Origin of the sequence: Paraplanobispora siamensis (genome assembly GCF_016863175.1) — a bacterium.
Taxonomy (GTDB): Bacteria; Actinomycetota; Actinomycetes; order Streptosporangiales; family Streptosporangiaceae; genus Planobispora; species Planobispora siamensis.
On record NZ_BOOJ01000018.1, the window covers coordinates 140,992 to 158,679 of the forward strand.

Below are 17,688 nucleotides of genomic sequence, written 5' to 3' on the forward strand. Positions count from 1 at the left end.
CCGTGAACTCGCGGTGGGCCGTGAACTCGCGGTGGGCCGTGAACTCGCGGTGGGCGTCGTGAACCCGAGGTGGAACGCCGCCCCGCGGATCCGTGGCAGGGTGGGGCCCCGTGAACGGAACGTCGAAGACCGGCGGCCTCGTGCCGGCGGCCGCCCTCACCCTCGCCCTCGTGCTCTCCGGCTGCTCGCAGGAGACCGGCTCCTCCGCCGCCTCGGCCGGGCCGTCCGCCTCCGGGCCGTCCGCCTCCGAGCCGGCATCGGCCTCATCCGCCCTCTCCAGCCCCGCCACCACTCCCACGGCCACGGCTTCCGCGTCGCCGGGCCCGAGCGGCACTCCCGCGGGCCGGGGGCTGTACGCCGACGCGGTGGGACAGGTGACCCTCGCCGGCGGGGAGCGGATCAGGGTGGAGCCGGACGCCGGTGAGGCGGTGGAGGGCGAGCTGACGCGCTTCACGGTGGTCCTCGACGTGCAGGGCGGGATCTGCGACAAGGGCGGGATCCCGCACAAGTGCAGCGTCGCCCAGCTGAAGAAGGCGCTGAAGGCGGACGTCGCCCTCTACGCCAAGGTCACCGTCAAGGACGGGCTCGTCACGCAGGTCGAGGAGATCGTCAGGAACTAGTGTCCGGCCCGTCCTCCTCGATGAGCGCCGCCATGACGTACCGGTGGATGCGGTTCATCGCGGCGGGCGGGACGTCGGTGAAGCGCAGGCCGACCTCGGTTCCGCCGTCGGTCGCCCGGCGGTGGACGACCTCGGCGCTCAGCGTCAGCGTGCTCTCGCCCGGCAGCGGGATGTCGGTCTCGACGAGGGCGCCCTCACGGATCGGGATGTCCCGGCCGGCGGAGCAGTGGACCCCGGACGCGCTCAGGTCGAGCAGCCGGACGGAGTGGGTCTGACCCGCTGAGTGGATCCGGGCGACGCCCCCGACCGCCGCACGCGGGGAGCCGCGCCGCTCAAGCTGCCCGGTCAGATCCGTCATGGTCGAGATCCGGTGGATCGCCCGGTCGAGATACTCCTTGAGCAGGTCGACGCTGGAGTTCTGCTCCCGGGTGATGACGCCGACCTGGGCGGCGGCCTCGTCGAGGTCGTTGACCTCGCCTGTCATCTCGGTGAGCGTGCCCGTCATGGCGCCGGCGTTCTCCTCCAGCGACCGGATGATGGCGGTGATCTCGTCGGTGGAGTGGGTCGTCGCCGTGGCCAGTTCCTTGACCTCGTCGGCCACGACGCTGAACCCCCTGCCCGCCTCGCCCGCGCGGACGGCCTCGATCGTGGCGTTGAGCGCCAGCAGGTGTGTCTGGGTGGCCACGCCCGAGATGATGTGGGCGATCCCCTCCACCCGGCGCAGGCTCATCTCAAGCTGCTCGATGGTGGCGTTGGCCCGGCGCACCTGCTCGACGACGCGGTGGGTGACGACGTCGGTCACGCCGACCCGCTCGTCGATGGTGCCCGCCGTACTGCGCAGTTCGTCGGTCTTGTTCGCCACCACGCGCAGCTCGTCCATGATGGTCGAGACGTTGGCGTCGATCATCTCCTGGGCGCGCCGGCGGGCCTGCTGCTCGTTGAGCTGACGCTCGGCGTACGAGGCGCGCAGGTGCTCGTCCCGGATGTCCTCGGCGCGCTCCAGCTCCGCCGCCTGCTCGGCCATCACGTCGAGCACGGCGTCGATGGCCCGGCCCAGCGCGCCGACCTCGCCGCGGTCGCCGGACCGGATCCGGAGGCCGCGGTCACCGGAGGCGACGACGGCCTCGGCGGTACGGCGCAGCGGCCCGACCTGCCGCCGGACCTCGTGGCGTACCAGGACCGTCACCGCTCCGGACAGGAGCACCGCTGCGATCGAGGCCAGCACGAACGCGCCGGCGGGGGCGCCGCGCAGGGTCAGGAGGCCGAACACGGCGACCAGGAGGACGGCGGCCCCCGCCAGGGGAGGGGACGCCCATGGAGGTCGGAGTCTCACGGCAGTCATATCGGGCGGCGGAGGCCCGCCATGAGCCGAAACATCCGCCGGCCTCACCGGCCGGCGGAGACTGCCCGGGAACCTCTCGGAGACCTCTCAGAAGCCGAAGGACCGGCCGATGATCTCCTTCATGATCTCGGTGGTGCCGCCGTAGATCGTCTGCACCCGGCTGTCGATCCAGGCCTTGGCGACGGGGTACTCCATCATGTAGCCGTAGCCGCCGTGGAGCTGGAGACAACGGTCGATGACCTTGGTCTGCAGTTCGGTGGTCCACCACTTGGCCTTGGCGGCGTCCACGACGCTGAGCTGCTCGGCGTTCAGCGCGCGGATGCACTTGTCCACGTAGTGCCGGGCGATCTCGACCTCGGTGTCCAGCTCGGCCAGGACGAACCGGGTGTTCTGGAAGCTGCCGATGTTCCGCCCGAAGGCCTTGCGACTCTTGCAGTAGTCGACGGTCGCCGCCAGGACGGTCTCGGCGGCGGCCACGGCCGCCACGGCGATCGACAGGCGCTCCTGCGGCAGGTTGGTCATGAGCTGGAAGAAGCCCCGGCCCTCCTGCCCGCCGAGCAGGTTGGCGGCCGGGACCCGCACGTCCTCGAAGAACAGCTCGGCGGTGTCCTGGGCCTTCATGCCGATCTTCTCGAGGTTGCGGCCCCGGGTGAAGCCCTCCATGCCGCGCTCCACGACCAGCAGGGAGATGCCCCGGGCGCCCTCGTCCGGGTCGGTCTTGGCCACGACCACGACCAGGTCGGAGTTGATGCCGTTGGTGATGAAGGTCTTCTGGCCGTTGAGGATGTAGTGGTCGCCCTCGCGCCGGGCGGTGGTCCGTACCCCCTGCAGGTCGCTGCCGGCCCCCGGCTCGGTCATCGCGACCGCCGTGATCAGCTCGCCGCTCGCGAACCCGGGCAGCCAGCGGGCCTTCTGCCCGTCGTCCGTCATGTCGACGAAGTACGGCGCCATGACGTCGTTGTGCAGCGAGAAGCCGAGCCCGGACGCCCCGATCCGGATGATCTCCTCGACGATGACGGCGTTGTAGCGGAAGTCGGTGATCCCCGCGCCGCCGAACTCCTCCGGCACCCCGAAGCCGAACATCCCGGTCTCGCCGGCCTTCTTCCACACCTCGCGGGGGACGATGCCGTCCTTCTCCCACTGGTCGTGGTGGGGTGCGACCTCCCGGGCCAGGAACTCGCGCACGGTCTCCCGGAAGAGGTCGTGCTCCTCGTCGAAGAGGTCTCGCTGCATTGACTGCCTCCTACTCGGTCTCGCGAACAGAATACGATTCTGTTACCTGGAGGTACAGACGGTCGGCGGTTTCCGCGGGCGCTCTGGACCGTGCCGAGATCACAACTCCATGACAGTGCCCTGCGAGCCTCGCAGTCTCCATGCGGAGGAGCATCGAGGACCACTACGATCCGACCTGGTTGTGATGGAATGACCAGTTTTGTCTCTCGGTGCTGGTGAGCGGAGTTTCCAGTGGTGCGGTTGGGAGCAGGGCTCCGTGCGGCGGTCGCGGTTTCGGCCCTGGGTCTGTTGAGTGGCGCGTTCGTCGTGCTGTCGTCCGGTACGGCCGCCGCCAACAACGCCGAACTCGTCGTCGACTACCGGTGTACCAGCGGCCCCGAGGGGATCGCCCGCAACGGCTCGGTGGACCTGCGGACCACGGTGTCGATCCCCACCACGCTCTCGGTCGGGCAGCCCCTCAGCATCGGCTGGGCGATCGGCTACAAGCCGGGCACGTCCCGGTTCGGCTCGCCGGACTACTTCGCCGCCCAGGGCAAGGTCTCCGTCATCGGGAACCTGCAGCTGTCCGGAGGCTGGATCGGCGTGCTCCAGCCGACCGGGAGCCTCACGCAGGCCGGGCCGCTGCAGCCGGGCACCGTACTGGAACTCCCTCCGTCGATCTCCGACTCCGCGCACACCGACCGGGCGGCGAAGGTCAGGATCACCCCGCAGCGGCTGTATGTGGACTTCACCCCGCCGGAGGGCGAGGTCATGGTCAACGACGACGACCCCCGGGTGAAGTACTTCCCGTTCCCGGGCAACTGGTACGACCTGAACGACCAGCCGCCGAACGCCAACGACCACCACCACGACCTCCACCGGACGAACACCCCGGGGGCCAGCGCCTCCTTCGAGTTCACCGGGACCGGGATCGAGTACGTCGCACGGCGGGACAAGGACGCGGGCCGGGTCTTCTTCAAGATCGACGGCAAGGTGGCCACGCCGTCCTACGTCGACGCCTCCAAGGAGCCCAACGGCGACCCGACGAACTCCTCCACCGAGGGCGGGCAGACGCTGTGGAGCTTCCGCGGCCTCGACTACGGCAAGCACACCATCGAGATCGTCGACGACGGCACCGATGACAAGTGGACGCAGCTGGACGCCTTCCGGGTGATCACCGAGGAACTGCCGAGCCCGCCGCCGCAGTACCGGGCCACCTGCGTGCTGCTCAGCGCGCCGGTGGCGGTGGACGTCACCATCTCCGACGCCCCCACCGCGACCCCGACGAACACCGGCACCGGCACCGCCACCCCCACGGGCACGTCGAGCCCGACGGGCTCCACCTCGCCGAGCCCCTCGGGGTCCGGCTCCCCCTCGCCCAGCGGCAGCAACAGCAACAAGAGCAGCTCCACGCCCTCCGCGAGCTCGTCGGCGGCGGGGACGACCCCCAAGCCGACCCTCACCGTGACCACGGTCGTCACGCCCACCCGGGCGACGCCCACCACCCCGCAGGTCACCGTGATCCCGCAGGGCGGCGCGGACACCGGTGTGGGACCGGAGCAGGAACGCCCGGGTCTCGCGCTCGTCGGGGCGGGGTCGGCGATGGCCCTGGGCAGCGTGCTCGGGGGAGTGGCGCTCAAGCGGCGCAGGTCGGCGCACTCGGGCGGCCGGGGATAGGCAGGGACAGGCAGGAGCCTCAGGAATGCATCCAGGACCTTCGTACGGCGGCCACGACCCCTACCGGGGGCAGACGCCGCCGCCCAAGCCCAAGCGGAGCCTCATGCTCCCGGCGCTGCTGGTGGCCGGGTCGCTCGGCGGGGTGGCCCTGGTGATGGCCGGGCTGCTGGCCTATCTCGGCCCGGTCTCCGACGAGGAGGTCTACGGACCCCCGATCCCGCAGGCCGCCGTGCAGGAGAACGCGGCGGGGCAGGTCCCGCCGGTCGATCCCGGCCAGCCGCAGAACGTGAGCGCGGTGGTCCCGCCGGCCGAGGTGGGGCCGGGCGGGCCGGATGTCCCGCTGACCGCCGCCGCCCCCACGGCGGCGCCCCCGCTGCCCGTCGTGACGCCGCCGCCGCCACTCAAGACCACCAAGGCCACCAGCCCCAGGAAGCTGGCCATCCCGAAGATCGGCGTGATGACCACGCTGACGGAGCTCGGGATCGACGCCAAGCGCAGGGTGCAGACGCCTCCGCTGAGCAAGCCCCAGCTGGCGGGCTGGTACAAGCACGGCCCCATCCCGGGCCAGCAGGGTCCCTCGGTCATCCTCGGCCACGTCAACGCCAACGGTAAGGCCGGGGTCTTCAGCCGCCTGCGCGAGATCAGGCGCGGAGACAAGATCAAGGTGTCGCGCACCGACGGGGCCGTGGTGGAGTTCACCGTCGACGGGGTCGAGCAGGTGAGCAAGACGGCGTTCCCGTCCAAGCGGGTCTACGGCAACACGGGTGAGGCCACCCTGCGCCTGATCACCTGCGGCGGCGTCTACAACCCCAAGACCCGCCACTACACCGACAACATCATCGTCTACGCCACCCTGTCGGCCACCCGCCGCGCCTGATCCGCCCGGCCCGCGGCCGGTGGCGGGGTCAGTCGCGCAGGAGCCCCTCCAGCACCAGGCTGGTGCCGATGCCCAGCAGCCAGACGTCCTTGGCGACGCCCAGGCCCTGGTGGGTAGGGCGCAGGCTGCCCTCCTCGCGCATGCCCGGCGTCTTCAGGTACAGGCCCATCAGGCCGCCGGAGAAGGCGGTGAGCGCGGCGCCGACGAGCGCGGAGGGCACCACGGGGATCATCAGGGCGGCGCCGAGGGCGATCTCGGCCCTCGACAGCGTCCGGGTGAAGTCCTCCGGGTCCATGTCCTTCAGGAAGGGATAGGTGCCCGAGGCCATTCCGTGCAGCTGGGCCGCGGTCTCCTTGTCCGCGGACGCCTTGGTCAGGCCGGAGTTGAGAATGATCGCGCCGGCGGCGATCCGTGCCGGCATCTGGTGCAGGCGGGCCAGGAACCTCATGAGTCCTCACAGTGGTTTCGGCAGGACGGGCGAGGGGACCGAGACCAGCCCTTCCCCGCTTTCCACGGGGCTACCGGATGCCGGCCGCTTTTTTGGGAAAGCGGGAAGCCCTCTGCCGGGTCGCGCGCCCGGAGTCGTGGCCGCTGAGCGGCCGTCCCACCCCGGAAAAACGATCGTCCTGAGACGTGAGAGAATTTATGCCCGTTTTGCCGAGAGGCTCCCGCTTATTGTCGGGGCTTCATAGGATCTAGGGCGGACCGTGACCATCGGCTGGAATCGTGGGTAGTGACCCAGGCCGGTCAATCGCACCGAAATGGAGAAGAGACCGTGCTGAAGCCCAAGACGCGAGGACGCGTCATGGCCAAGACGGCGGCCATCGCGGTGGTGGGAGCAGGCGTGCTTTTCGGGGCCGTTCCGGCGCTCGCCTCTCTGGTGGCCGCGCCCAAGCCGGTCACCTACGACTGCGAGAACTCCGAGGGCACCAGGGCCGCCTACCGGATCCAGATGGACCTGACCGGGCCCGCCAATCCGGCTCCCAGCTCCACTATCGTCGCGACCTGGAAGATCGGCCCGTCCGCCTCGCCCGGCATGACCGCCGCCTCGGCGATCCCCTCCAGTGAGCGCATCGCCGTCGAGGCCGACGTGCTGGTCACCGGCAGCCCCGTCCCCTCGGAGCTGCGCTCGGCCGGGGCCACGGGGACCGCCTCCGCGGTTCCGGCCGGATCCACGCTCCAGCCGCCCAACGTGCTGATCACGATGACCCCGACGGCGACCGGCGTCATCGGGATCCAGCCGGACGGGTTCACGCTCTACCTGGCGCCGACGGCCGGCGCCCCCGCGGGCACGGAGGGTGAGCTGCTCACCTGCACCGTGGCCACGACCGCCTCGGCCGAGGCCTCGGCGGCGGCGCTGCTGATCACCGTGAGGCCCTCGACAGCGAACACGAACACCGGGACCCCGACCCCGACGAACACCGGCACGGGCACCGGGACGCCGACGCCGACGGCGACGAACACCAGGGCGTCGGTGAAGCCGACGATCACCGTGTACGAGACGGTGACGGCCAGCAGCACCAGGACGCGCCAGATCGAGCGGACCCCCGGCGGAGGGGCCGCCACCGGCGGCGGCGGGGACGCCGGCCCGGACGCCCGGGTGATCATCCTGAGCGGGACGCTGATGGTGGCGGGCGCGGCGGTCGGCGGCATGGTGCTGCGGCGCCGTACGGCGGCCCGAGGTTGATCGAGGCGAGACGATGACCACGCCGACCCCGGACGACCGGCGGCCGCGGCCTCCCGCGGGAGGCCGCGGGCCCGCGCAGCCGTACGGGCATCCGCGGCCCGGCCGTGCGCAGCCGGGGGGCCTCCCGCCGGGCCGCCCCCGGCCGGGCGCCGTGCCGCCGGGCCACCCGCGGCCGGTCCCCGGCTATCCGATCGCCGCCTACCGGCGGCCCGGGTACGAGCAGCCCTACGACGAGCCGGGTGACAGCGGGAGGGTGCTGCGCTCGGTGCTGATCCTGGCGGCGATCGCAGGGGTGGTCACGGTGCTGGTCGGGGTGTTCTACATGGCGGCCTCGCCCGAGCAGTACGGCCTGGCCGACGAGCGCTCCTCGCTGCCGCCGCGGGCCCAGCAGAACGCCGCCGCGCCCGCGCAGCCGTACTTCCAGGCGCCCCCGACCGTGCCGCCGCCGCAGCCGACCATTCCCGCGGCCCCGGCGATGCTGCCCTCGACCCCGCTGCGGCTGGTCATCCCGCGGCTCGGCGTCGACGCGCCGATCAAGTCGGTCGGGCTCGACAAGAAGGGGGCCATCGAGGTGCCGCCGGTCTCCAATCCCAACCTCGTCGGCTGGTACCGCGAGGGGCCCACGGCGGGCGAGGCCGGACCGGCGATCATGCTGGGACACAAGGACACCAGATCGGGCAGCGCGGTGTTCAGCCGCCTGGACGAGATCCGCAACGGCGATGTCATCGAGGTGCACCGGAAGGACGGGACGATCGCGGTGTTCACCGTGGGAGGGCTGGAACAGGCCGACAAGTCGGTGTTCCCGACGCAGCGGGTGTACGGCGAGTCACGCGCCCCGCAGCTCCACCTGATCACGTGCGGCGGGACCTACGACCGCTCGAGCGGCCACTACACCGACAACGTCATCGCCTACGCGACGATGACGAGCACCCGACGGGCATGAGCGCGGGGACCACGTCCGGGCTCGGGGAGGCTCAGCCCGAGGCCGGGAAGACGGAAGCCGGGACCGGGACTGAGACCGAGGAGACGGGGGCCGGGATCGGGACCGGGGGAGCCGAGAAGCCCGAGGCCGGGGAGGCCGGGAGCGAGGCCGGGCCCGGGGAGGACGAGAGGGACGGCGGGCCCGGGGCAGGGGCGGCCGAGGGCGCCGACGAGCCGGCGGGGGAGAAGGCTCCCCGGTTCCGCCGGCGGCGGCCGCACGCCCTGGTCCTGGGCGCGATCGTCGCGGTGGCCGCGACCGCCTACGCCGTGCTCGGCCTGGTCAAGCTGGGCACCTTCCGGGCCAGCATCTTCGACCTGGTCATCTTCGACCAGGCCGTGCGCGGCTACGCGGGCTTCGGGCCCCCGGTGGAGCCCTCGGTCGGCATGTTCTACGGCCACGGCATGGACTTCGTCCAGCTCGCCGACCACTTCTCGCCGATCGTGGCCCTGCTGGCCCCGCTGTACTGGATCCACGACGGACCGGAGACGCTGATCGTCGCGCAGGCGGTACTGCTGGCGCTGGCCGCGATCCCGATCTGGCGCTTCGCCGAGCGCCGTCTCGGCGCGACCTGCGCGCACCTGGTCGCGGTGGCCTACGTGGTGTCGTGGCCGGTGGCGCAGACCGCCGGGTTCGACTTCCACGAGGCGGCCTTCGCCCCGCTGCTGACCGCGATCATGATCGAGCGCTTCGACGCCGGCAGGAAGCTGCCCGGGTTCCTGGCCGCGCTCGCGCTGCTGCTGGTCAAGGAGGACATGGGCCTGCTCGTCGCGGCCTTCGGCGTCTATCTGCTCTGCACCCGGCGGCGGCTGGAGGGGGCCGCGCTCGTCTCGTTCTCCCTCGGCGCGCTGGTGATGATCCGCAACGTGCTGATGCCGATGGCGGGTTCGGGGGAGGCCGGGTTCCACTGGGCCTACGGCCGGTGGGGGGCGACCCTGGGAGAGGTCGCCCTGGGGCTGGCCCGCGACCCGCTCGGCGCGCTGTGGCAGTTCGTCAGCCCCGAGATCAAGGTGGACACCCTCGCCTTCCTGCTGTGGCCGCTGCTGCTGACCGTGCTGTTCTCGCCGCTCACCCTGGTGGCGCTCCCGATGATCGCCGAGCGGTTCCTGGGCGACCGCACACAGTGGTGGGGGCCCGACTACCACTACAACGCCTTCATCGTGGCCGTCCTGTTCTGCGCGGCGGTGGACGGCGTGGACCGGCTCGGGAAGCTGCTGAAGAGGCGGTTCGGCGGGCGGCTGCGCGGCTGGTCCCCGGCCCGACACTGGGCGGTCGCCGTCTGCGTGATCGGCATCACGCTGATCCCCCGCTTCCAGCTGGGCAACCTCGTGGAGTGGTCCTTCTACGAGGGCGATCCGCACGTCGCGGCGGCCCGGGAGGCGGTGCGGACGGTCCCGGACGGGGTGATCGTGGAGGCGGTCAACCACGTCGGCCCGGCGCTGACCTCGCGGACGACGGTGCTGCTGTGGGGCATGCAGCCGTACGGCTCGCCGTGGATCGTGGCCGACGTGGACCGCTGGAGCTATCCCTTCCCCTCCCACGACCAGCAGCGCGAACGGGTGGAGGGCGCCCTGCGCGAGGGGTACCGGAAGGTCTTCGAGCGCGACGGCTACGTCGTACTGCACCGGCCGTGAGGTCGCGGGCCGGCGCGCCCGTTTTAAAGCGTTCGCCGTCCTGCGGCGGCCGTTGCGGCCCCGAGGAAGCCGTCCTCCGCCGGACGGCTCCCGCGGTGTAAGTTTCACGGTCGCGCGCCGGCACCCCTTCGCCGCCGCAACGCGCTGACCTGGACTGCCATGGTCGGAACGGGGGCCGCCGCCGGAGGCGGGACACGCTCCCGGTTGACGCTCTCGCGGGCGCAGCCCTACGGTCTGGGCGTTTTCCCATGCCCGTCCCTGGCGTCTGAGATCGGAACCGATAATGAAACGTTTCAATCCCTTGGGAACCAGACGTCGCAGAGTGATCGCCGTCGCCGCGGCCGTCGCCGCGGCGGTGGGCACGGCCGGAGTAGGGCAGGCCGCCGCCCAGGCGGCCGCCGGGTGCCGGGTGGGCTACGAGGTGACCGCCCAGTGGCAGGGCGGGTTCACCGCGGACGTCAGGATCACGAACCTGGGCGACCCGGTCGACGGCTGGACGCTCGCCTGGGACTTCACCGGCGGACAGAAGGTCACCCAGGCGTGGAGCGCGGCGGTGGGCCAGAGCGGCGCGCGGGTGAGCGCCGAGGACGTCGGCTACAACGCGGCCATCGCCACCGGGGCCACGGTGGCGTTCGGGTTCAACGGCTCGTGGGAGGGCGCGGCCAACCCCGTCCCCGCCTCCTTCGCCCTCAACGGCGTCACCTGCACCGGGACGGCGACCCCGACCGCGACGCCGACGGCGACCCCGACCGCCACCCCCACGGCGACTCCCACGGCGACTCCCACGGCGACGCCGACGACCATCCCGGCCGGCGCCAGGCAGGTCGAGGACCTGGACCGGGGCCTGATCAGCGTGCGCTCCGGCAGCGGGAACCTGGTGTCGTGGCGGCTGCTGGGCACCGAGTCCGCCTCGACCGGCTTCAACCTCTACCGCGGCACCACGAAGGTCAACGTCACGCCCATCACCGGCTCCACCAACCACCTGGACGCGGGAGCCGCCGCCGAGGCCTCCTACACGGTGCGGGCCGTCGTGAACGGCGCCGAGCAGGCCGCCTCCGCCCCGTCGCTGCGCTTCGGCAACGGCTATCTGGACGTGCCGATCCAGCCGCCGTCCGGCGGCACCGCCCCTGACGGGGTCGCCTACACCTACGCGGCCAACGACGCGAGCGTCGGCGACCTGGACGGCGACGGCCAGTACGAGTTCGTGCTGAAGTGGGACCCGTCCAACGCCAAGGACAACTCCCAGTCCGGCTACACCGGCAACGTCTACGTCGACGCCTACAGGCTCGACGGCACCCGGATGTGGCGCGTCGACCTGGGCCGCAACATCCGCGCCGGGGCGCACTACACCCAGTTCCAGGTCTACGACTACGACGGCGACGGGAAGGCCGAGGTGGCGATGAAGACCGCCGACGGCACCCGGGACGGCCGCGGCACGGTGATCGGCTCCTCCTCCGCCGACCACCGCAACTCCTCCGGCTACGTCCTGGCCGGGCCGGAGTACCTGACCATGTTCAACGGCCAGACCGGCGCGGCGATGTCCACGGTGAACTACGACCCGCCGCGCGGGACCGTCTCCTCCTGGGGCGACTCCTACGGCAACCGGGTGGACCGCTTCCTGGCCGGTACGGCCTACCTGGACGGGCAGCGCCCCTCGCTGATCATGTCGCGCGGTTACTACACCCGCGCCGTGATCGCCGCCTGGGACTTCCGCAACGGCGCCCTGACCAAGCGCTGGACCTTCGACTCCAACTCCGACACGACCTACGCCGGGCAGGGCAACCACAGCCTCACGATCGGCGACGTGGACGCCGACGGCCGGGACGAGATCGTCTTCGGCGCCGCCGCCGTCGACGACAACGGCGCGCCGCTGTGGAACACCCGCCACGGTCACGGCGACGCGGCGCACCTGGGCGATCTGGACCCGTCCCGGGCCGGCCTGGAGTACTTCAAGGTCAGCGAGGACTCCTCCAAGCCCGGCTCGTGGTTCGCCAGCGCCCGCACCGGCCAGGTGCTGTGGTCCACCGCCTCCGGCGGCGACAACGGCCGCGGCGTCTCGGCCGACGTCTGGGCCGGGAGCCCGGGGGCGGAGTCGTGGTCGGCGAGGGACACCACGCTGCGCAGCACCACCGGCGCGTCCCTGGGCCGCGAGCCCTCCTCGATCAACTTCCTGGCCTGGTGGGACGCCGACCCGGTGCGCGAGCTGGTGGACGCCACCCGCGTCGACAAGTACGGCACCGGCGGGGAGACCCGGCTGCTGACCGCCTCCGGCGTGCACTCCAACAACGGCACCAAGTCCACCCCGTCGCTCTCCGGCGACCTGTTCGGCGACTGGCGCGAGGAGGTCGTCTGGCCGACGGGCGACAACACCGCCCTGCGCGTCTACAGCACGCCCCACCAGACGACCCGCCGCATCCACACCCTGATGCACGACCCGCAGTACCGGGTCGCGATCGCCTGGCAGAACACCGCCTACAACCAGCCGCCGCACCCGTCGTTCTTCATCGGCGACGGCATGGCCACCCCGCCGCAGCCCAAGGTCTACGTGCGCTGACGAGACCCGCGGGGACCGCGGTTCCCGCCCGGCGGCATCGGGCGGGAACCGTTCGCCTTTCCAGCGTCCGCCTTTCCAGCGTCCGCTTTTCCAGCGTCCGCTTTTCCAGCGTCCGCTTTTCCGCCGGGCGCGGACTCATCGGGCGCGGACTTCCCGCCGGGCGCGGAGGCGTCAAAGTGAGTGACCGGAACCCGCGGGCCCGCGGGTGAAACACGCGATCAGGAGTGCGAGCCTGCGCTCGTGCTGCCCGCGCGGCAGTCGGCCGCCGCGCATCAGCGTCACCAGGCCGTGCAGGGCGGCCCAGAAGGCCTCGGTCAGCAGATCCGGGTCCGCGCCGTCCGCGTGCGGGCCGACGGCCGCGGCGAGTTCGTCGAACCCCGCGTGCAGGGCGGCCGGAGCCTCGGGCGTGGCGAAGGGCAGGTCCACCCTCTGGCTGAACATGGCGTCGTAGAGGGCCGGTCGACGCTCGGCGAACGCCACGTAGGCGGCGCTGATCCGGGCGAGGGCCTCGGTGGCGTCCGGCGCCGCGGTCCGGGCCGCGCGCAACTCGGCGGCCAGGTCGGCGAAGCCCTCCAGGGCGACGGCCGTCATGATCGCGTCCTTGCCCTTGAAGTGGCTGTAGAGGACCGGCTGGCTGTATTCGACCCGCTCGGCCAGCCGCCGCGTGGTCACCGCCTCCCAGCCCTCGGCCTCGGCCAGTTCCCGGGCCGCCGTGATGATCAGCTTCTCCCGTCGTGCGCGTTCGCGTTCTCTGCGGTCCTGGATCGACATGCTCCGGAATCTAGCACCGCTAGCGCAATTGTCTACGCTCTGCTAGCTTCGTTCTCGTTACTAGCATTGCTAGCGAAACGGAGACGCACATGCTCACCGCCCTCGCCTACGGGCTCGCCATCGCCATCAACGTGCTGTGCCTGGTCATCGGGGCCAACTTCCTGCGCGCGCCGCGCGCCGCCGCCGCGGGCTACGGCGTCCCCGCCGAGACGGACCGCGCGTACCTGACGATCAAGGGCCTGCGTGACGGCACCTACGGCCTGGTCGGCCTGGCCCTGCTGGCCTTCGTCGGCGCCTACGCCGAGGCCTGGTTCCTGCTCGTCGCCGCCCTGCTCCCGCTCGGCGACATCCTGATCGTGCTGCGCAACGGCGGCACCAGGGCGACCGCGTTCGGCATCCACTTCGCCACCGCCGTGACCATGCTGATCGGCGCCGCCCTGCTCTTCGCCGTCTGACCGGACGCCGTCCCCCCGTGCGGCGGGCACGGGCGTGAGGACCCTGCGCGCGACTGTTGCGGGCATCACAATCCGCCGTTCCGGGGAGGGCGTGGACGGATGTTCTGTTGTAACCTCCTACTGACCGAACATTGCTCGGTTTCATAGGGACGGGACCCAGGAGGCACTGTGGCAGAGGCGTACATCGTCGGGGCGGTCCGTACCCCGGTCGGCAAGAAGAAGGGCGGTCTGTCCACCGTCCACCCCACGGACCTGGCCGCGCACACGCTCAAGGCCCTGATCGACCGCACGGGCGTCGACCCCTCCGCGGTGGAAGACGTGATCATGGGCTGCGTCATGCAGTTCGGCCCGCAGAGCATGGACATCGCCCGCAACGCGTGGCTGTCGGCCGGGCTCCCCGAGAGCGTGGCCGGCGTGACCATCGACCGCCAGTGCGGCTCCTCCCAGCAGTCGATCCACTTCGCGGCCCAGGGCGTCATGTCCGGCACCCAGGACCTCGTGGTGGCCGCGGGCGTGGAGTCCATGAGCATCGTCCCCATGGGGTCGAGCATCACCGCCGCGCTGGAGAAGGGCATGCCCTTCCCGTTCGGCGAGGGATGGGTCGAGCGGTACGGCAAGCAGGAGATCTCCCAGTTCCGCGGCGCCGAGCTGATGTGCGAGAAGTGGGACCTGCAGCGCGACGAGCTGGAGCGCTTCGCCTACGAGAGCCACCAGCGGGCGGCCAAGGCCGTGGCCAACGGCTACTTCAAGGACCAGATCGCCCCGATCAACGGCGTCGAGGACGACGAGGGCCCGCGTCCGGACAGCACGCTGGAGAAGATGGCCGAGCTGAAGACCCTGCGTGAGGGCGGACGGATCACCGCCGCCACCTCCTCGCAGATCTCCGACGGCTCGGGCGCGGTCCTGATCGCCTCCGAGCAGGCGGTGCGCGACCACGGCCTGACCCCGCGCGCCCGCATCGTCACCCTGGCCCTGACCGGCGACGACCCGGTCTACATGCTGACCGCGCCGATCCCGGCGACCCAGAAGGCGCTGAAGAGGTCCGGCCTGTCGATCGAGGACATCGACGTCACCGAGATCAACGAGGCGTTCGCCCCGGTCCCGCTGGCGTGGATCAAGGAGATCGGCGCCGACCCGGCGAAGGTCAACCCGAACGGCGGCGCGATCGCCCTGGGCCACCCGCTGGGCGGCACCGGCGCGATCCTGATGACCAAGCTCCTGCACGAGCTGGAGCGCACCGGCGGCCGCTACGGCCTGCAGACGATGTGCGAGGGCGGCGGCCAGGCCAACGTCACCATCATCGAGCGGCTCTGAGCGGTTCCAAGCCGAGCGGCGCCGGGGCTGGCGGGCTCCCGGCGCCGCCCGTCACGTGGAGAGGGCGGACATCCGCGTCCGTCACCTCGCAGGGACGGACCTCGGGTCCGTCACGTGGAAAGCCGGACCCCGCAGGTCCCGTAGTGGGCGGGACCGCGGGGTCCGGCTTCTTCAGCGGCCGCCCTTGCCGGGGATCCGGCGCGGCTGCTGGGTCGGCCTCATCGGCATGTGCGGCTTGGGCATCTGCCGGGGCGCTGGTGGCATGCTCCACTCGGGAAGCGAGGTGGAGGTCTTTCCGGTCTTGTTCTTGCCGGAACGCTTCTTACCTGAGCGGGTTCGCATATGGACTCCTCGAAGATCTTCAGACGACGCGGCGCCGCGAAGGGCCGGGCCGGAGAACTCAGCTGCCGCGTCAGACGTACGGGGCCGGAGAGCTGAGTGCGGGCGGATCGGCATGGGGCCGATCGACGCCTGCTCTAGGAGTTGATCCACATGCCGTCGACACTATGCGGCCACCGCCGGGCCGTGCAAGGCATTTAACCGGGGGCCGATCTCCCCGGCCGGGGCGCACGCGAGGGTGTGGGTACGGCGGGGCGCAGGCCGTACCCACACGTTCCGCGGGTCACCGGATCGGACGGTGCACGTTCTCGGCCTCAGAAGGGCCGGAGCCGGTGACGGCGATCCACGGCCCCTCGATGGAGGCGTCCAGGATGCCCTCCTCCAGGAAGGCGTAGCGGCCCTGCAGGAGATAACGCGCCAGCCGTACGTCGCGCGCGTCGGTGTTGATCCACAACCGGCGGAACAGCGCCTCGGCCCGCAGCCGCGCCTGGCGGCAGAAGACGTCGGCGATCTCGGCGGGCTTGCATCCCAGCTCGGTGGCCTCCTCCTGGGCGCGCACGCACGTCGCGGTGATCGCGAACAGCTCGGCGCCGATGTCCACGATCCTGCCCAGGAAGCCCTGCTTGTGCTCCAGCCGGCCCTGCCAGCGGGACATGCCGTAGAAGGTGGAACGGGCGAGCCTGCGGCTGGCGCGCTCGACGTATCGCAGGTGACCGGCCAGAGGGCCGAAGTCGCCGTAGGCGCCGGGCCGGTTGCCGGAGCCCGCGACCAGCGTGGGCAGCCAGCGGGCGTAGAAGCCGCCGGCGCGGGCGGCCGCGCGGGCCTTGTCGCGGCCCGAGGCCGCGGGGTCGATGAGCCGACCGGCCACCGACAGGTGCGTGTCCACCGCCTCGCGGGCGATGAGCAGCTGCATGATCTCGGTGGAGCCCTCGAAGATCCGGTTGATCCGCACGTCCCGGAGTATCTGCTCGGCGGGCACCCCCCGCTCGCCTCTGGCGGCCAGCGACTCGGCGGTCTCGTAGCCGCGCCCGCCGCGGATCTGCACCAGCTCGTCGGCGACCTTCCAGGCCATCTCCGAGGCGTACAGCTTGGCCAGGGCGGCCTCGATCCTGATGTCGTTGCTCTCGTCGTCGGCCAGGCGGCAGGACAGGTCCATCACCGCCTCCAGCGCGTAGGCGGTGCCGGAGATGAACGCGATCTTCCGCGCCACCGCCTCGTGCCCGCCGATCGGGCTCCCCCACTGCACGCGTTCCGTGGCCCACTCACGGGCGATCTTCACAGCCCACTTGGCGTTGCCCGCGCAGGAGGCGGGCAGGGACAGCCGGCCGGTGTTCAGGGTCGTCAGGGCGATCTTCAGTCCCTGGCCCTCGCGGCCGATGAGGTTGGCGGCCGGGACGCGCACCTGGTGGAACCGCGTCACGCCGTTCTCGATGCCGCGCAGTCCCATGAACGCGTTGCGCCGCTCGACGGTGACGCCGGGGCTGCCCGCCTCGACGACGAACGCGGAGATGCCGCGCTCCGTGCGGGCCATCACCACCAGCAGGCCCGCCACCACCCCGTTGGTCGTCCAGAGCTTCACGCCGTCGAGCACGTAGTCGTCGCCGTCGCGGGTGGCCGTGGTCCCCAGCCGGGCCGGGTCGGAGCCGACGTCGGGCTCGGTCAGCAGGAAGGCCGAGACTTCACCCTTGGCGCACCGGGGCAGGAAGGCGCGCTTCTGCTCCTCGGTGCCGAACAGCTTCAGCGGCTGCGGCACCCCGATCGACTGGTGCGCCGAGAGCAGGGTGCTGATCGCGGGGGAGTAGGAGCCGGTGAGCAGCAGCGCCCGGCCGTAGTGCAGGTGGCTCAGGCCCAGCCCGCCGTACTCCTCGTCGATGGTGATCCCGAACGCGCCGAGCCCCGCGAGTCCCTTGACGACCTGGTCGGGGATCTGCGCGGTCCGCTCGATCAGCGCCGGGTCCACCGAGGTGTCGAGGAAGCGGCGGAGGGCGCGCAGGAACTCCTGGCCCTTCTTGGCCTTCTCATCCGGCAGGACGGGCGCGGGATGGACCAGGTCGAGGCGGAAGTCGCCGAGAAAGAGCTGCTTGCCGAAGCTGGGCCGGACCCACTCCTTCTCTCGGGCCTGCTCGGTCACCTCGCGTGCCTTGGCGTACTCGGTCATCGTGACCTCCTCGGGCGCGGATGGCTCCGACGCTACCCCTGGGTAGGGATCCCGAGAAGGGCACCCGGG

General features: G+C 71.6%; 15 protein-coding genes. 9 read left to right on the forward strand and 6 right to left on the reverse strand.

Features of this window, described 5'->3' with window-relative positions:
• The first annotated feature begins 110 nt into the window (after positions 1-110).
• The gene (locus tag Psi01_RS09670) at positions 111-620 is read left to right on the forward strand and encodes a hypothetical protein (protein ID WP_204063608.1); all 510 of its coding nucleotides are present in this window, start codon (positions 111-113) and stop codon (positions 618-620) included.
• Here Psi01_RS09670 and Psi01_RS09675 read toward each other — a convergent pair.
• On the reverse strand, positions 610-1,953 hold the full coding sequence (locus Psi01_RS09675) for a methyl-accepting chemotaxis protein (RefSeq protein ID WP_204063609.1): 1,344 nt from the start codon (positions 1,951-1,953) through the stop codon (positions 610-612). The genes Psi01_RS09670 and Psi01_RS09675 overlap by 11 nt on opposite strands.
• 96 nt (positions 1,954-2,049) lie before the next feature.
• Positions 2,050-3,195, reverse strand: coding sequence for an acyl-CoA dehydrogenase family protein (locus tag Psi01_RS09680; protein WP_204063610.1), 1,146 nt, complete (start codon positions 3,193-3,195; stop codon positions 2,050-2,052).
• Positions 3,196-3,483: 288 nt separating this feature from the next.
• On the opposite strand from Psi01_RS09680, the gene Psi01_RS09685 reads away from it, so the two are divergent.
• Entirely contained in the window at positions 3,484-4,851 is a 1,368-nt protein-coding gene (locus Psi01_RS09685; RefSeq protein WP_204063611.1) for a hypothetical protein, read from the forward strand.
• 25 nt (positions 4,852-4,876) lie between these two features.
• The gene (locus tag Psi01_RS09690) at positions 4,877-5,728 is read left to right on the forward strand and encodes a class F sortase (RefSeq protein WP_204063612.1); all 852 of its coding nucleotides are present in this window, start codon (positions 4,877-4,879) and stop codon (positions 5,726-5,728) included.
• A 28-nt stretch (positions 5,729-5,756) separates the two neighbouring features.
• Here the strand turns inward: Psi01_RS09690 and Psi01_RS09695 are convergent, their stop codons facing one another.
• A complete protein-coding gene (locus tag Psi01_RS09695) occupies positions 5,757-6,176 on the reverse strand; it encodes a hypothetical protein (protein ID WP_204063613.1) in 420 nt (139 codons plus the stop codon).
• A 327-nt stretch (positions 6,177-6,503) separates the two neighbouring features.
• Between Psi01_RS09695 and Psi01_RS09700 the strand changes: the two genes are divergently transcribed.
• The 4 genes from Psi01_RS09700 (at position 6,504) to Psi01_RS09715 (ending at position 12,582) form a co-directional block, all read left to right on the forward strand.
• Positions 6,504-7,415 (forward strand): hypothetical protein, encoded by a 912-nt coding sequence (locus tag Psi01_RS09700; protein ID WP_204063614.1) that lies wholly within the window; start codon positions 6,504-6,506, stop codon positions 7,413-7,415.
• 13 nt (positions 7,416-7,428) lie between these two features.
• On the forward strand, positions 7,429-8,358 hold the full coding sequence (locus tag Psi01_RS09705; protein WP_204063615.1) for a class F sortase: 930 nt from the start codon (positions 7,429-7,431) through the stop codon (positions 8,356-8,358).
• Complete coding sequence (locus Psi01_RS09710; RefSeq protein WP_239127377.1) at positions 8,355-10,028, forward strand: DUF2079 domain-containing protein; 1,674 nt, start codon at positions 8,355-8,357, stop codon at positions 10,026-10,028. The genes Psi01_RS09705 and Psi01_RS09710 overlap by 4 nt, the downstream gene beginning before the upstream one ends.
• A 301-nt stretch (positions 10,029-10,329) precedes the next feature.
• On the forward strand, positions 10,330-12,582 hold the full coding sequence (locus Psi01_RS09715) for a rhamnogalacturonan lyase family protein (RefSeq protein WP_444980714.1): 2,253 nt from the start codon (positions 10,330-10,332) through the stop codon (positions 12,580-12,582).
• A 171-nt stretch (positions 12,583-12,753) separates the two neighbouring features.
• Here Psi01_RS09715 and Psi01_RS09720 read toward each other — a convergent pair whose 3' ends face one another.
• Complete coding sequence (locus Psi01_RS09720; RefSeq protein WP_204063617.1) at positions 12,754-13,353, reverse strand: TetR/AcrR family transcriptional regulator; 600 nt, start codon at positions 13,351-13,353, stop codon at positions 12,754-12,756.
• 89 nt (positions 13,354-13,442) lie between these two features.
• On the opposite strand from Psi01_RS09720, the gene Psi01_RS09725 reads away from it, so the two are divergent.
• Positions 13,443-13,808 carry a DUF4267 domain-containing protein gene (locus tag Psi01_RS09725; RefSeq protein ID WP_204063618.1) on the forward strand — a complete coding sequence of 122 codons (366 nt, stop codon included), beginning with the start codon at positions 13,443-13,445 and terminating at the stop codon, positions 13,806-13,808.
• Positions 13,809-13,976: 168 nt separating this feature from the next.
• A complete protein-coding gene (locus Psi01_RS09730) occupies positions 13,977-15,122 on the forward strand; it encodes an acetyl-CoA C-acetyltransferase (RefSeq protein WP_204063619.1) in 1,146 nt (381 codons plus the stop codon).
• 171 nt (positions 15,123-15,293) lie between these two features.
• Here Psi01_RS09730 and Psi01_RS09735 read toward each other — a convergent pair whose 3' ends face one another.
• The gene (locus Psi01_RS09735) at positions 15,294-15,464 is read right to left on the reverse strand and encodes a hypothetical protein (protein WP_204063620.1); all 171 of its coding nucleotides are present in this window, start codon (positions 15,462-15,464) and stop codon (positions 15,294-15,296) included.
• Between the two features lie 280 nt (positions 15,465-15,744).
• Entirely contained in the window at positions 15,745-17,619 is a 1,875-nt protein-coding gene (locus Psi01_RS09740; RefSeq protein ID WP_204063621.1) for an acyl-CoA dehydrogenase family protein, read from the reverse strand.
• Positions 17,620-17,688: the final 69 nt, after the last annotated feature.